Genomic DNA, 15,513 nt, shown 5'->3' on the forward strand with positions numbered 1-15,513 from the left:
CAATTCTTATCCAGAGAGACGGAGGGACTGGCCCTTTGATGTCTCAGCAACCTGCCTTAAGGCAAAGGTGCTACTTCCAGCGGATCCAGAAAGATCCGGAAGATAAGAAGACCATCTGTATACAAATACAGAGCCCTCTTCTTATTTGGAGGGCTCTTTTCTTATTCCCTCCCATCTATCAACGAAAGGGTGCCTGCCTAATGACTAGAAAAAAGACCGCCACTCTCCTCGCCCAACTGGGTAACCGGACGGATCCCCGGACGGGAGCGGTGAACCCTCCGATACACCTGTCCACCGCCTATGAGCACCCCGGCCTCGGACAATCGACCGGCTTCGATTACTCCCGCACAAAGAATCCGACCCGCGCCCTTCTCGAAGAAGGCTTTGCAGAACTGGAAGCGGGAGACGCGGCATTTGCCTGCAGCTCCGGCATGGCCGCCATCCGGCTTGTCCTGTCCCTATTCCGCCCGGGCGATGGCATTCTCGCGCCGGAGGACCTATACGGGGGAACGTACCGCCTTCTGGAACAATACCGGAAGCAATACGGCATTCCGGTCGATTACCTGACATTCAGCGATCCCGATGAAGTGAAGCGTGCCATCACGGATACGACGAAGGCGCTGTTCATCGAATCCCCTACAAATCCGCTGATGCAGGAAATCGATATTGAAGTGTACGCCAAAATCGCGAAACAGCATGGTCTCCTGCTGATTGTCGACAACACGTTCTACACGCCGATTCTCCAGAAGCCGATTACACTGGGGGCGGACATCGTCATCCATAGCGCGACCAAGTACATTGGTGGACACAATGATGTACTGGCGGGACTCGTCGTCGCAAAAAGTGAAGCCCTTTGCACACAGCTGGCCGCCCAGCATAACGCGGAAGGAGCGGTTCTTTCGCCGTTCGACTCATGGCTCGTCATCCGGGGGCTGAAAACCCTTCCTCTCCGTATGAAGCAGCATGAACTGAATGCAAAAGAGATTGCCGCCTATCTTACGTCGGAACCCGCGGTGTCGCAGGTCCTTTATCCGGGCCGTGGGGGGATGCTATCGTTCCGTACCGCAGATCCTGCCATCGTCGCCCCACTTCTGGAGGAACTGCAGCTGATCGCCTTCGCCGAAAGCCTGGGAGGCGTCGAAAGCTTTATCACTTACCCATCCACACAGACCCACGCGGATATCCCGCTTGAAGAGCGGACGCGACGCGGTATCGATAACAGCCTCCTACGGTTGTCGATCGGCATCGAGGACGCAGAAGATCTCATTGATGACCTGAAGCAGGCCTTTAGGGTCGCCCTTGCAAAAACCGGACAGCCATCTGCCTGACAAAAACTAATGAAAAGAGGAATCTCTATGACTGCCAACCTTCCAGAAACGAAAACCGTCCGCACCCCATTCAAAGCCGACCATGTCGGCAGCTTTCTCCGACCAGAACGCCTGAAAAATGTCCGTGAACAGTTCAAGGAAGGCTCGATCACCCGCGAGGAACTGGTTCTTGTGGAAGATGAAGAAATCAAAAAGCTCGTCAAAGCGCAGCTTGAAAACGGCCTGACTGCCGTTACAGACGGAGAATTCCGCCGGACATGGTGGCATATGGACTTCCTTCTTGGCCTGGACGGCATCGAGTACACTGAAACCGGCGAAGGCATCCCGTTCAACGGAGTCAAAACGAAAGCCCACGGCTATAAGGTGACCGGCAAGATCGGCTATTCCGGAACTCATCCATTCCTGGACCACTTCCGTAAGCTCCAGGAAATCGCAGGCGAAGGCGTCAAAGTGAAGTATACGATCCCGAGCCCGAACATGCTCTTTTTCCATAGCGGAATCGAAACCGGCCTTTATCAGAACGGCGAGGACTTCTACAAAGACCTCATTCCGGCTTACCGCGCATTCATCAAAGACTTGTATGATGCCGGATGCCGCTACCTTCAGCTGGATGACACGGCATGGTCGCTGTTCTTCTCCGAAGAAAGCCGGGCGCTTGCACGCGCCTTCGGTTCCGACCCGGATCAGCTTGTCCACAAGTTTGCAGAGGCGATCAATGGAGCCATCGATGGCCGGCCGGATGACCTGCTGGTGACGATGCACATCTGCCGAGGCAATTTCCGCTCTTCCTATGCTTCAAGCGGTAGCTACGAAGGCGCGTCCGAAGTGATCTTCAGCAAACTGAACGTCGATGGCCTCTTTCTCGAGTTCGATGACGAGCGCTCCGGAGGTTTTGAACCACTCCGCTTCGTTAACCGTCCTGACCTGACCATCGTACTCGGCCTCGTCACTTCGAAGTTCCCTGAGCTTGAAGATGAAGAACAGATCAAAGCAAGAATCCGCGAGGCGGCCACTTATGTGCCGCTCAGCCAGCTCGCACTCAGCCCGCAGTGCGGGTTTGCATCTACCGAGGAAGGAAACATCCTCACCGAGGAAGAGCAATGGGCGAAGGTCCGGCATGTTGCCAAGATCGCCAAGGACGTATGGGGTCCTGAGGCCTGAACATCGCTTCCCTGAATCACAGACTATCAACCACAGAAAGAAGGAATCATGATGACTACATCCGTTAATAAAACACGTGCACCATTTCGCGCTGATCACGTCGGCAGCTTTCTACGCCCCGAGGCTCTGAAGGAGGCCCGCGTCAAGTTCCAGCAGGGAGAGATTTCCCGAGATGAGCTGACGCGTGTCGAAGACGAAGAGATCCGCCGGCTCGTCGAAGCCCAGAAGACGAACGGGCTCCGCGGCGTCACGGACGGGGAATTCCGCCGAAGCTGGTGGCACCTTGACTTTCTTGCGGGGCTTGACGGCATTGAGTTCCGTGAAGGAGAAAACGGCACGCGCAAGTTCACAGGCGTTGAGGTGCGGCCCGTCGGCATCAAAGTCACGGGGAAAATCGGCTACAGCGGCTACCATCCGTTCATCGACCACTTCAAGAAACTGAAGGAAATTGCCGGTGATGATACAACCGTGAAGTTTACAATCCCTAGCCCGAACCTTGTTTTTGGCCGTGCAGCGCTGGAAACGGATTTCTATGATAAGAAAGAAGATTTCTACCGTGACGTGATCCCGGCATACCACGCGCTGATCCGCGACCTGTACGATGCCGGATGCCGCTACTTGCAGATCGATGACACCGCCTGGACATCTTTCTTCACGGAAGAAGAACGCGACAAGCTCCGTAAAGAAGGTTCCGATCCTGATCAGCTGATCCATCAGTTCGCCGATGCCATCAATGGGGCCATCGCGGATCGCCCGGACGACCTGCTGGTAACAATGCATATCTGCCGCGGCAACTTCCGTTCGACCTTCTTCACTAGCGGAAGCTACGAGGATGCGGGCAAGATCATCTTTGGAGGCCTGGATGTCGATGGTCTGTTCCTCGAGTTTGACGATGAGCGTTCCGGAGGATTCGAACCGCTTCGCCATGTCAATCGCCCGGATCTCACTGTTGTTCTTGGACTGGTCACCTCGAAGCATCCTGAACTGGAAAACGAAGAAGCGGTGAAGGCCCGAATCCGGGAAGCTTCCGAATATCTGCCGCTTGAACAGCTGGCACTCAGCCCGCAATGCGGATTTGCCTCTACAGAAGAAGGCAATAACCTGACGGAAGACGAACAATGGGCGAAGATCCGCCACGTCGTGAAAATCGCAGAAGATGTCTGGGGCAAAGACAACAACTGATCGTTTGCCGAACATAGGCATCATCACCAATAGATGACACTCTTATGAAGAGCGGCTGAGGGACCGGCCCGTTGAAGCCCGGCAACCGCGCGGAGAAACCACTCCGGCAAGGTGCCAATTCCGGAGGCGTGATTTCGCCTGAACATGAGAGCGATGGGAATGAGGAGCCCCGCGCTTTGCGGGGCTTTTGCCATTTGCTCCAACCCAAAATGGACGGAGTGACCGACATGATCAAATCTGGAAACTGGAAGCAGTACCATACCATCTGGACCATGCTGTTTCTCGGATGGTTCGTTTCGTATATCGACCGGACGGCCACCGGCCCGCTCATCACCTACATGATCGAGCATGAGGTCGCCTTTTTTGCCGGCGTGGACAATCCCCATGCGATCGGCGGCCTGATCGGCAGCCTGTTCTTTGCGGGATTCATGCTGATGCAGTTCCCCGGCGGATATCTCGGTGACCGATTCGGCTACCGCGCCATCATCGTCCTGAGTATTTTCTGGGCCGGCATTGCGACGCTACTCACAGGCATCGCGGGCGGGCTCATCACCTTCATCCTCCTGCGTGTGCTGCTCGGACTTGGGGAAGGCGTCTTTTATTCCAATGACCGTTCCTACATCTCCTTCCACTCCCCGCCAAACAAAATCGGGCTGGGAATGGGAGTTGCGCTCACCGGGGTCTCGGTCGGATTGACCGTTGCGACACTCGGGGTCCCGCTTCTGCTCAGCTGGGCGGAACCTCATTTTGGCGAACATGCATGGCGGGTCCCGTTTTTCGTCCTCGGGGGCATCACGCTTTTATCAGCAGTGCTGATCTCGATTTACCTTAAACCGAAGCAGCTTCCCGCCAACCTGGATCCTCACTCACCAGCCGTCAAGGCGGAATACCGCAAAGCGCTCCCCCCTCTATTCGGCTATAGCGCTATTTTCCTGGCAATCGTGATGGGCATTTACCTGCTTGCCACCAATTTCGGGGTCTCCGATGTCGGCATCGCCGTTCTTTTGACCGCACTCTGTCCGATCCTGATTGTGTACGTCTACCGGCGAAGAAAGGAAGAAATCGGACCGATCCTGAAAAACCGGAACCTTCTCCTCATGTACGTGTTCTTTATCCCGGTCATGTGGCACCTCTGGTTCTACGGGTTCTGGGCAGTATCGATTGTCAGGGACTTCGGCGGTAACGCCCTCGTCACCGCTGCGCTGATTGCATCGTTTAACGGACTGGCCGGAATCATCGGTTTCCCGCTTGGGGGCATGATTTCGGACCGGGCAGCATCCCGTCCGAATGGCCGCCGGAATGTGCTTGCGGTTCAGACCGGCATTGTCGCAGTCCTGACGTTTGCCTTCGCCGGATATGTGATGGCCGGTTACAGCAACCCGGTTGTCCTATCCCTGCTGCTGTTCACTTCAGGGCTCTTCTTCTTTGCTCTCCAGCCCGTGGCCCACGCGCTTGCATCGGAACATGCACCGGAAGCACAGCGCGGCTCCATGTTCGGCATGCTGAACCTGGTTGCCGAAATCGGCGCGATCCTTTCGCCTGTTGTATCCGGAGCTCTCCGGGATGCTTCGGGGAACTGGGGCGTCCCGCTTCTATTGGACGGCACCCTGATGGCAGCCGCTTTCCTGTGTGCCATTGCGGTGACGGCCAAGAGCCGGAAAGCCGTCCCGTCGGCGGCCTGACCAAAGGCGTCCGGAGACGAAAGCTTCCCCGGACCTTAAGTCGTATGATGGAATAGACCCGCATTATGATGGTATAGACCCGCATTCAGATTACCTTCGGACACCGGATTCTTCCGGCGCCCGGAGGTTTTATTTCACCCATCCCCGACTAGTCCTGTACACTTTAAGTATTATCGGTATTCAACAGGAGGGCGAACGATGGAGTTATTCATCAGGACAGAACAACAAAGAAAGTGGGTCAGCAAACTGACCGAACTTGGCAGGGAGTTTGCCAAGGACGCACAAGAACGCGATGAAGCCGGAACGTATCCTGCTGAGCAAATCCAGAAGCTGGCCGAGTCAGGCTATACGGCACTGGCCGTCCCTGAGGAATTCGGAGGCGCCGGAGCGGGTGTGCATGATATGGTCCTCTATCAGGAAACAATCGCCCGCTTCGATGAAAATCTTGCACTCTCGGTCGGCTGGAACCTCGGCGTTCCCGGGGGCATTTTCGAACAGCGGAGCTGGAATCCGGAGATGCTGGAGTTCTTCGCAAAAGAACTGCAGGATGGCGCACTCGTCAACCGTGCGGTAAGCGAGGCGGCAACCGGCAGCCCTTCCCGGGGCGGGAAGCCCGGAACGATTGCGGTACGCGACGGGGATTCCTACGTGATCAGCGGCCGGAAGTCGTTCACGACCGGCTCCCCCGCCCTCACCTATTTTCTCACTTCCGCCTGGGTGGAAGACAAGGAACAGGTCGGCTTTTTCCTCCTCCACCGGGATCTGGATGGACTGTCGATCGATGAAACATGGGATGTCGTCTCCATGCGCGGCACCGGCAGCCACGACCTCGTCCTCGAACAAGTCCGCGTGGACGAAGGTGCACTCGTCGAACTGCCCGTACGAAAACCGGGCGGGCCATCTTTTGACGGCTGGCTTCTGCATATGCCGGCCGCCTACCTCGGCATCGCCCAGGCCGCAAGGGACTATGCTGTGGACTTTGCCGGGAGGCACGCTCCCAACAGCATCAGGGGCCCGATCAGCCAGCTGCCGAACGTCCGCCAGCTGATTGGCGAGATCGACTTGGAACTGTCCCAGGCGCGCCATGTGCTGTATAGCGTGGCCGATGCGCACGACGATCCGGCTCGCCGGCCTTCTCTTGGACATGAGGTCACGGTCGCCAAGACGACCGTCACGAACGCCGCCATCTTGATTGTCGATAAGGCGATGCGGGTTGCGGGCGCGAAAAGCCTGCAGAGGAACAATCCGCTCCAGCGCTACTACCGGAATGTCCGCGCCGGCCTCCATAACCCTCCGGCGGATGATATGGCAGTCCGAGCACTCGCAGACCAGGCGCTGGGTCAGCGTCTCGATGAGCCTTCGCCAAAAAACTGAATCTGGGAATCAATCCATTCCTTCCTCTCATAAAAAGATACACATGAGGATTTTCAATAAATCCCGTAGGCGTCACATATCTTTTAACGATGAGGAGGGATTTTTCTATGGATCAGCGTGATCATGAGAAAAACAGCAAAGACGAGCAATTGGAATCTTTCCGGGTTGATGACAAAGGAAAGGCACTCACGACCAATCAGGGACTGAAAATGTCGGAAGATGAATTCTCCCTGAAAGCAGGTGTCCGGGGGCCGACCCTCATGGAGGATTTTCATTTCCGGGAAAAACTGACGCACTTTGACCACGAGCGGATTCCGGAACGGGTGGTTCATGCACGAGGATTTGCCGTTCACGGAGAATTTCAGCTCTACAAAAACATGAAGCAGTATACTAGCGCGAAATTCCTGCAGGATACGTCCAAGAAGACGCCCGTATTTGTCCGGTTTTCCACCGTAAACGGATCACGCGGATCCGCGGACACTGCCCGCGATGCCAGAGGGTTTGCGACAAAATTTTATACGGAGGAAGGCAACTACGATCTGGTTGCCAATAACATCCCTGTTTTCTTCATACAGGATGCCATCAAATTTCCGGATGTTGTCCATGCCTTCAAGCCTGAGCCTGACAATGATATCCCGCAAGCCTCCACAGCCCATGATACGTTTTGGGACTTTGTCGCCAATAACCAGGAAACCGCTCATATGATTATGTGGATCATGTCTGACCGGGCCATTCCGAGAAGCTTCCGGATGATGGAAGGGTTTGGCGTTCATACGTTCCGCATGGTCAATGATGAGGGAAAAGCACACTTTGTGAAATTCCACTGGAAGCCTGCACTCGGAACCCATTCCCTCGTGTGGGATGAAGCCCATAAACTGATGGGCATCGATCCCGACTTTCACCGCAACGATATCTGGAATGCGATTGAACAAGGTTTTTATCCGGAATATGAACTGGGCGTGCAGATCCTTGCCGAAGAGGACGAATTCAGTCTCGGTTTCGACATCCTGGATTCCACCAAGATCTGGCCGGAAGAAGACATTCCGGTCACCCTCATCGGTAAGATGACCCTGAACCGGAATGTGGACAATTTCTTTGCCGAAACGGAACAGGTTGCATTCCACGTGGGCAATGTCGTGCCCGGAATCGACTTCACCAACGATCCGTTGCTGCAGGGGCGCCTTTTTTCTTATACCGATACTCAACTGATCCGGCTGGGCGGTCCGAACTTCCATGAGATCCCGATTAACCGTCCGGTTGTACCCTTCCATAACAACCAGCGGGAAGGCTACCACCGCCAGACCATCAATCTCGGGAAAGTGAGCTATCACCGGAATTCCCTGGCCGGCAACACCCCCACGCCTGTTCCGCCTGAAAAAGGCGGCTATGCAACCTATCAGGAAAAAGTGGAAGGCCGCAAAGTCCGGGCCCGCAGCGAGAGCTTCGAAGACCACTTTTCTCAGGCCACGCTTTTCTGGAACAGCATGACCAACCATGAGAAAGCGCATATCATCGAGGCGTTCAGTTTCGAACTGGGGAAAGTGAAAAGCGAGTCGGTCAAGCAGCAGGTCGTTGATATGTTCGCCAATGTTAGCGTGGAATTGGCGACGGCATTCGCAGTGAACATCGGGGCGACTCCTCCTGAGGGGGGCGGTTCGGGCGTCACCAAGTCCTCCCCTGCCCTCAGCCAGGAAAACACGCCGAAAACAGCCGAAACCCGCAAAGTCGCCGTGATCCTGACGGACGGATTCAACGGGCCGGAAGTGAACGATGTATTGGATAGACTCAGTGCTGAAGGCCTTATGCCGGAAATCATCAGTGAAACTATCGGGCCGGTGCGGGGCTCCAATGGTGTGCAGCTCAAAGCACAACACACTTTCCTGACAGCGAAGTCAGTGATGTTCGATGCGGTCTATATGATCAGGGGAAGCCGCCAAAACAAGAAGTTCAATAAGGATGCCGCCTACTTTATCGATGAGGCATTTTCCCACTACAAGCCGATCGGCGCCACCGGTGAAGGAATCGCTTGGCTGAAGGTCAATGATTTTGAAGGAAAACCGGGAGTCATTTCAGGAACGGACATTGCAGCATTCACGGAAGAATTTGTGAAGGCCGTTGCTGCCCACCGTTTCTGGGAAAGGGTCATGGTTTGATAAGCACCCATATTAAGCATGACACCCCGCCCGCCTGAATCAGCGGATGGGGTGTTTTTGTGCATCGCCAAGATAGTCATCAATCTGCTGCCGATGATGATGGTCGTGATAGATAAAGTCTCCAATGATATAGATCAGCGTATAAGGCGAGCCCGTATGCGGACAATGGGTGTCCCCGTTTGATGTTGCAGGCCTGGCAAGCACTGCTTCCGGCAGTCCAAGCAGACGGGAAACAAGCTGATTCCGTGCAGCCTCTGCTTCCGTGATCAGCCTGCCCGGAGTGACTTTTTCCGCGTATGCTGCAGCTCTGTCGTTGAAAGGGCCGAATTTGGGAAACACCATCCCTTCCCCCTCAAGCACCGCAGGAATCACCCGGTCGGACAAATGCTCATCCCACTTCAATATATGGGCGATGATTTCACTTGCCGACCACTTCCCTTCCGCCAGCGGTTTCTTCAAGACATGCGGATCCACAGATTTCAGCTCACACAGCCAGTCTGAATATGCCCCGAATTGCCGAATGATTGTCTCTGTTTCTCTATCAGGCCCCATCTCCCATTCCTCCTCCCCAATCAGATTCCAGTCTCACAAATTCATTCGCCGCGCCCCTCCTCTCCTCCTTCAATCGCCCCGATGCCGGCATCTTGCCGGAATAGACTGTGGTTGATGAGGAGGTGAAAATCATGACAACGAAATCCCCATGCTCAAACGTTTGGGTATACCTGGCGGGTGTGGTGGCTGGTGTGGTTCTGCTCGGGCTGTTCTTCCTCGTGCCGTTCCTTCTGGCTCTCCCCGCGGTAACAGGCATCTGGACAGTACTCCTGATCATCGTAGTTGTGCTGGTCGTCATTTTGGCACTGGCCGTGATCGTGAGCGCTCTGCTGCGACTGCTGAGAGCTTTAAGTTTCCTGTCCTGACGACAGGCGGCTGCATCATGCAGCCGTCTTTTTTCATTACGGGCAGTTTCGGACGCTCAGCAAATACCCCCTCCCTCCTGTATAATGGGGCTAACCGAAAGACGAGGGTGTGGACGGATTGGACCGAATGGATGGCCGGCGCAGTGAACAGGAGCCGGAAGAAAAGAAAGACCCCCGCCTCTCCGGAGAAGATGAGGCACGGGACAGGGTCTACGACGAAGGACAAGAATACGAAGATTCCGATGATGGAGAAGACATCTGGGAACCCGACGAATGGGTAGTCTGGGACGCCATCGCGGAAGGCGATGTCCTCGATGAAGAGGAGTTCGGCGAGGACGACTTTTACGTCTATGATGAGCCGGCTGACCGACAGCCCGACTCAGAAGAACCGGAAGATCCGGAAGACGAGGAGATCCGCCGGCTCGTCCTCGAGGCCCAGCGGGAAGCATGGCTAAAGGAACGGACGGAGGAACCACCGCGCCGCGGTCCATCATTTGGCACGAAGGCGATGATCTGGATCATTTCGCTCATGATGGTGGTCAGTACGTTTGCGTTCGTCCTGGAACTGTTCCCGCTTTCGGCGATCGACTTCCTGCGCACCTCCTCACAGCTGTCCGAACAGGAGACCGTTCAGGCGCAGAAAGAATCGGTCGTCTCCGTCGTCACGCCTGACGGCTCCGGTACCGGCTTCATCCTATCGGAAGACGGGATTATCCTAACGAACCATCACGTGATCGAAGGGTACGACCGCGTATCGGTCGTCCTGTCCGATGACCGGCGGTTCATGGCCGATGTGACGGAATCTTATCCGGAATCCGACATGGCCGTACTCGAAGCTGAAGACGAATCCGGCCTTCCTTTTCTTGAGCTGGCGGATTCCTACATGCTGGATGAAGGGGACCCGGTCACTTTCATCGGCAACCCGCTCAGCTTCCGGGGCGTGGCAAACAAAGGTAACGTAATCGGCCCGATCCGTGTGAACGGCCTTGACCAGCCCGTCATCATGATGGAAGCACCCGTGTACCGCGGCAACAGCGGCAGCCCTGTCCTGGATAAGGACGGCCTCGTTGTGGGCATCGTATTTGCCACACTGAATCATGAAGAAGAAGGCACGGTCGGCCTGTTCGTTCCGGTGGACGAGCTGTACAGGCAACGCCTTGAGAATGAATAAAAAAGACTGGAACGGCCCTGAAAGGCTGCTCCAGTCTTTTTGAATTCAGATTAAACCGTCTCGCTTTCAGCCGGTACACCTTCCATATCCGGGTCGCCGAGAACCCCTTCCGATTGTGAGACGACGACTGCACAAGCTGCGTCCCCGGTAATGTTGACGGCGGTCCTCACCATGTCGAGCAGGCGGTCTACCCCAAGGACAAGCGCAATCCCTTCGACTGGGAGGCCGACGGACGTCAGGACCATCGCCAGCATAATGAGACCGGCCCCCGGGACAGCAGCGGTTCCGATACTTGCCAGGACCGCGGTCAGGACGACGATCAGCAATTGCCCCATCGACAATTCAATACCGAAAGCCTGGGCGATAAAGACGACAGCCGCCCCCTGCATGATGGCTGTGCCGTCCATGTTGATCGTCGCTCCGAGCGATTGGGTAAAGGAACTGATCGACTCAGGCACCTTCAGCCGCTCCTGCGCCATCTTCATCGATACCGGCAACGTAGCGGCGGAACTTGCCGTACTGAACGCCACAACCTGTGCCGGGAAGAAGTTCTTGAAGAACCAGATCGGATTCCGCTTTCCGATCAGGGCCACGGTGCCTCCATATACGGCGACCGAGTGGATAAGAAGTGCGCCGAGGACAACGCCCATATACATGCCCATCGCCCGGATGGCATCGAACCCCTGACTGCCGACTGCGGATGCGATCAGGCCGAATGCCCCGTATGGCGCGAATTTCATGACAAAGGTAATGAGGTACATGATCAGGTCATTGGCCTGCTCGAGCACTTCCTTGACCCTCTCCACCTTTTTGCCGAGCATGGCGATGCCAAAACCGACAAGGGCGGCAAAGAAGATGATTTGGAGCATATTGCCTTCTGCCATCGCAGTAATCGGGTTTGTCGGAATGATGCCGAGAAGCGTATCCATGATAGGCGGTGCTTCCTGTGCCTCATAGCTGATGCCCGCTGTATCAAAGTCACCCGCAGCTCCAGGTTTGAGGACAAGTGCAAGGGCAAGTGCGATGACAATCGCCACAGCAGTTGTAGCAAGGAAATATCCGAGTGTCTTTCCGCCGATACGGCCGAGTTTCTTCGGATCCCCGATACCAACCGTTCCGAGTACGATTGAGACGAACACGACCGGAACGACGAGCATCTTCATCAGATTCAGGAAGATTGTGCCGAGCGGGCTGAACAAGTACGTGTCTACCGGACCAAATATACTTGGAGCGAACAGATTCAGCGCAAGACCGACGATGACACCGGCAATAAGGGCAATGATGATGTTCCGGGCCAGCTTCATGATTGATCCCTCCTTGTTCTACTTTATTCGCCAAGCTGACTAAAGATGAAAGCGCTTTCTTAAGTATTATCTTTAAATTCTGATATTGTCAATCTTTGCTGACTAAAACAAAACAGACCCGCTCAAGACGGGCCTGCTACATTCAGCTTCGGCTTCTTCCAGAAATAAGACAAGATCACACCCGCCGCCAGCGTGGCAGTGGCGAAGTAGAACGGATAATCCAGATGGATATCGAACAGGATCCCGCCGATGACCGGCCCGAACACATTTCCAAGGCTCGTAAACATCGAGTTCATCCCGCCTGCAAAGCCCTGCTCATTGCCAGCCACCTTGGACAGGTATGTCGTAACCGCGGGACGCACCAGGTCGAAACCGACAAATACCGTCATCGTCACGAGCAAAATCATGAAGTACGAGTTCACGAGCGTCACACAGTAAACAAGTACCGCGGAGACGATCAGACACCACCGGATCAGCCGGATTTCGCCGAGCCATTTGTTCAGCCGGTCAAACAGGAAAATCTGCGCCACCGCGCCGACAACGCCCCCGCCCGTAACCATGATTGCAATGTCCTTCGGAGTAAAGCCATATTTATGATCTGTGAACAGCGCGAACAGCGACTCGAACGCCGCCAGCCCGAATGACAGGATAAAGATGATCACAAACGCAATAAAAAACACCGGTGAAAAGATTTTTCGGAAACCGGTGGTCCCTGGCACCATTTCCTCCACTTCCGTCTTTTGCCGCTGCGGTTCGCGGAGCGCCACCATGGAAAATACCGCAGCGATAAAAGCTAACCCGAATGCGGCAAAGAATGGGACGCGCGTGCCGATTTCAGCCAGGAACCCGCCGAATCCGGGACCGACGATAAATCCGGTCGAAATGGCTGCGGACATGTAACCGAGTGCCTTCGGCCGTTCTTCAATCGTCGTGATGTCGGCGATGAAGGCCGTTACGGCCGGCATGATGAATGCCGCACTGATGCCGCCGAGGAGCCGTGAGGCAAACAGCAGAGAGATGGATTGGGCAAGCCCGAAAAGCAGTTCAGACAAGCTGAACAGAATGAGCCCGATTACAATCATCCGCTTGCGCCCGTATTTGTCGGTCCATTTACCTGCTATCGGTGATGCGATCAGCTGGGTAAGTGCAAATGCAGCGACAAGGTTCGCGGCAGCCGACCCGCTCAGGCCCAATTCGTTGATCAGCGCCGGAAGCACCGGAATGACCAAGCCAATGCCCATAAAGGCGATGAACAAGTTGATGAGCACCGTCGTGAGCATGATGTTTTTCTTCATGATAGTTTTCCCCTTTGGACCCGATTGCTCCTATCATAGCCGGACATCACCGGTTTCCGCCACTTTGGCGGTTGATGTTTTGAGAGTTAAGATTTCCGAAACGGGTGACAGTCAGGAAAGTTCCCAATGGCTCCACGGCTCAACATCCGGGGGATGGCTCGTGAAGAACATCGGTTCCTTCTTTACCGGATGCGTGAAAGCGAGCGCCCGTGCCCAAAGCGCGATCTGCTGGCCGGGGCGGTTTACGGAAGCGCCGTATTTCTGATCGCCGTACAGCGGGCAGCCGATCGTCGATAGCTGAACCCGGATCTGATGGGGCCGTCCGGTCTCCAGCCGGACGGAGATCAGTGTGAGGTCCTCTTTCCTGCCGAGGACTTCATAGTTCAGGACCGCCTTTTTTGCATCCTTCACGCCCGGTTTTACGACGCTGACCTTGTTCTCTTTTTTATCTTTAAGAAGATGGTGCTCCAGGCGGCCCTTCTCCTCAGGGGGTATACCGCGCACGACTGCAACATATTCACGGTCCATGTCGCGGCGGCGGAGCGCATCGGACAGGCGGGATGCCGCCTTCGATGTTTTCGCAAATACGATTGCACCTCCGACCGGACGATCCAGCCGGTGGACGAGGCCGAGATAAACATTGCCCGGCTTATTGTCGCGGTCTTTGATCATCTCTTTTAGTGCCGTCAGAAGGTCCTTGTCACCTGTCCGGTCTTCCTGGACGGGTATGTTAACGGGTTTCTCAACAACCAGGAGATGATTGTCTTCAAAAAGTATCGGGATATTCATTGTTTGTCTGCTCCTTTTTAATTGAACTTAAGGGGTTTGTCAGGAGGATTAGCCTTTTTCAACGCAAACACGGGGAGACTCCCACATTTCGCACGCGAACTTCTTGGATTCGTACGCGAACTTTCAAGGTTCTCCGCTTCACAATTCATTTTAACAGAGGCGTGGTCCATGCGGTCTGTTATACTGGACGCAGTTCACGCCATCCCGCCCGCGCGGCTGGCGGACCACCTCAAATCAAGGAAGGTACCGTCCATGAGTTCATTACTTAACCGCATCGAACAAAGCCTCCCGAGCCTTTCGGGTGCCGAACGCGCCATCGGCGAATACATCCTGCAGCACCCGGAACTGATTCCGAACATGACGACCCGGGACCTGTCCAAAAACAGTGGCGTGAGCGAATCCAGTGTCGTCCGCTTTTGCAAGTCGATCGGCATCGGCAGTTTTAAATCGTTCAAGCTGGAATTGGTGAAAGACCTGACGCTTACCGGCATGAACCTGACGGATTTCGATATCCTCCATCAGCAGGACGAGCCGTACGACCTGTTCCAAAAGGTCACCCAAGTCAATAAGTCAGCCATCGAAGCCATTCCCTCCTCCCTCGACCGCAAAGAGTTCGAAAAGGCAGTCGGCATCCTTAAAGACGCAGGGCGGCTCCTGTTCTACGGAGTAGGCGGTTCGGCGACAGCCGCAACAGATGCTTACTATAAATTCACGAAACTCGGTTATGCCTGCCAAAGCCACCATGATTTCCACTTCATGCTGTCCTCGATCCCGTATCTGGACAAGCGATCCGTATTTTTCGCAATCAGCAACTCCGGAAAAACAAAAGATGTGCTGGAGCTTGCGCGATTTGCTAAGTCCAAAGGGGCGACCATCATCGCTATCACCAACCTCGACAAGTCACCGCTATACAGGGAAGCGGATATCCGGCTCTGCACACCTGTGGTCGAACAGGACCACAGGATCGGCAGCATCCCGTCCAGGATGACCCAGCTGACCATCATCGACGCCCTCTACCTTAGTGTTTTCCACGCAACAGGTGAATCCGTCATCGATCAATACCATGAGGCACGGAACGAAGTCATCCGCCTCCGAAGATAATCCCGGCAAGGAAAAGGCCAATCGGCCCTTTCTGCCGGGAGTTTTTTCGGCAAATG

The 15,513-nt window shown here is 55.1% G+C and carries 13 protein-coding genes and 2 riboswitches; of the genes, 9 read left to right on the forward strand and 4 right to left on the reverse strand.

Annotated features, from left to right (window positions below):
• The first annotated feature begins 3 nt into the window (after window positions 1–3).
• A riboswitch (SAM riboswitch) is annotated at window positions 4–109 on the forward strand.
• A 91-nt stretch (window positions 110–200) separates the two neighbouring features.
• The 6 genes from AC6CHQ_RS11410 to AC6CHQ_RS11435 all read left to right on the forward strand — a co-directional run bounded on the left by AC6CHQ_RS11410 (window position 201) and on the right by AC6CHQ_RS11435 (window position 8,880).
• The gene (locus tag AC6CHQ_RS11410; protein WP_498081586.1) at window positions 201–1,328 is read left to right on the forward strand and encodes a methionine biosynthesis PLP-dependent protein; all 1,128 of its coding nucleotides are present in this window, start codon (window positions 201–203) and stop codon (window positions 1,326–1,328) included.
• Between the two features lie 27 nt (window positions 1,329–1,355).
• Entirely contained in the window at window positions 1,356–2,489 is a 1,134-nt protein-coding gene (locus AC6CHQ_RS11415) for a 5-methyltetrahydropteroyltriglutamate--homocysteine S-methyltransferase (protein WP_498081587.1), read from the forward strand.
• Between the two features lie 51 nt (window positions 2,490–2,540).
• On the forward strand, window positions 2,541–3,671 hold the full coding sequence (locus tag AC6CHQ_RS11420) for a 5-methyltetrahydropteroyltriglutamate--homocysteine S-methyltransferase (protein ID WP_498081588.1): 1,131 nt from the start codon (window positions 2,541–2,543) through the stop codon (window positions 3,669–3,671).
• 39 nt (window positions 3,672–3,710) lie between these two features.
• A riboswitch (SAM riboswitch) is annotated at window positions 3,711–3,822 on the forward strand.
• A 76-nt stretch (window positions 3,823–3,898) separates the two neighbouring features.
• Window positions 3,899–5,353, forward strand: a complete 1,455-nt coding sequence (locus AC6CHQ_RS11425; protein ID WP_251239921.1) for an MFS transporter — start codon at window positions 3,899–3,901, stop codon at window positions 5,351–5,353.
• Window positions 5,354–5,551: 198 nt separating this feature from the next.
• Complete coding sequence (locus AC6CHQ_RS11430) at window positions 5,552–6,727, forward strand: acyl-CoA dehydrogenase family protein (RefSeq protein WP_498081589.1); 1,176 nt, start codon at window positions 5,552–5,554, stop codon at window positions 6,725–6,727.
• Between the two features lie 107 nt (window positions 6,728–6,834).
• Window positions 6,835–8,880, forward strand: coding sequence for a catalase (locus tag AC6CHQ_RS11435; RefSeq protein ID WP_251239923.1), 2,046 nt, complete (start codon window positions 6,835–6,837; stop codon window positions 8,878–8,880).
• A gap of 39 nt (window positions 8,881–8,919) precedes the next feature.
• Here AC6CHQ_RS11435 and AC6CHQ_RS11440 read toward each other — a convergent pair whose 3' ends face one another.
• The gene (locus tag AC6CHQ_RS11440; RefSeq protein WP_251239924.1) at window positions 8,920–9,432 is read right to left on the reverse strand and encodes a DinB family protein; all 513 of its coding nucleotides are present in this window, start codon (window positions 9,430–9,432) and stop codon (window positions 8,920–8,922) included.
• Window positions 9,433–9,563: 131 nt separating this feature from the next.
• On the opposite strand from AC6CHQ_RS11440, the gene AC6CHQ_RS11445 reads away from it, so the two are divergent.
• Window positions 9,564–9,797: a hypothetical protein gene (locus AC6CHQ_RS11445; protein ID WP_251239925.1), complete on the forward strand. Its 234-nt coding sequence runs from the start codon at window positions 9,564–9,566 to the stop codon at window positions 9,795–9,797.
• A 127-nt stretch (window positions 9,798–9,924) separates the two neighbouring features.
• The gene (locus AC6CHQ_RS11450; protein ID WP_498081599.1) at window positions 9,925–10,968 is read left to right on the forward strand and encodes a S1C family serine protease; all 1,044 of its coding nucleotides are present in this window, start codon (window positions 9,925–9,927) and stop codon (window positions 10,966–10,968) included.
• Between the two features lie 50 nt (window positions 10,969–11,018).
• Here AC6CHQ_RS11450 and AC6CHQ_RS11455 read toward each other — a convergent pair whose 3' ends face one another.
• The 3 genes from AC6CHQ_RS11455 to AC6CHQ_RS11465 form a co-directional block, all read right to left on the reverse strand.
• Window positions 11,019–12,272 carry a dicarboxylate/amino acid:cation symporter gene (locus AC6CHQ_RS11455; protein WP_251239926.1) on the reverse strand — a complete coding sequence of 418 codons (1,254 nt, stop codon included), beginning with the start codon at window positions 12,270–12,272 and terminating at the stop codon, window positions 11,019–11,021.
• 122 nt (window positions 12,273–12,394) lie between these two features.
• Window positions 12,395–13,570, reverse strand: a complete 1,176-nt coding sequence (gene norA, locus AC6CHQ_RS11460) for a multidrug efflux MFS transporter NorA (protein ID WP_251239969.1) — start codon at window positions 13,568–13,570, stop codon at window positions 12,395–12,397.
• 108 nt (window positions 13,571–13,678) lie between these two features.
• The gene (locus tag AC6CHQ_RS11465; RefSeq protein ID WP_498081590.1) at window positions 13,679–14,356 is read right to left on the reverse strand and encodes an RluA family pseudouridine synthase; all 678 of its coding nucleotides are present in this window, start codon (window positions 14,354–14,356) and stop codon (window positions 13,679–13,681) included.
• 252 nt (window positions 14,357–14,608) lie between these two features.
• Here AC6CHQ_RS11465 and AC6CHQ_RS11470 point away from each other — a divergent pair, with 252 nt between their 5' ends.
• Window positions 14,609–15,457: a MurR/RpiR family transcriptional regulator gene (locus AC6CHQ_RS11470; protein WP_251239928.1), complete on the forward strand. Its 849-nt coding sequence runs from the start codon at window positions 14,609–14,611 to the stop codon at window positions 15,455–15,457.
• The last annotated feature ends 56 nt before the right edge of the window (window positions 15,458–15,513 follow it).

The sequence above is a fragment of the Bhargavaea sp. GQ12 genome, from assembly GCF_059758705.1.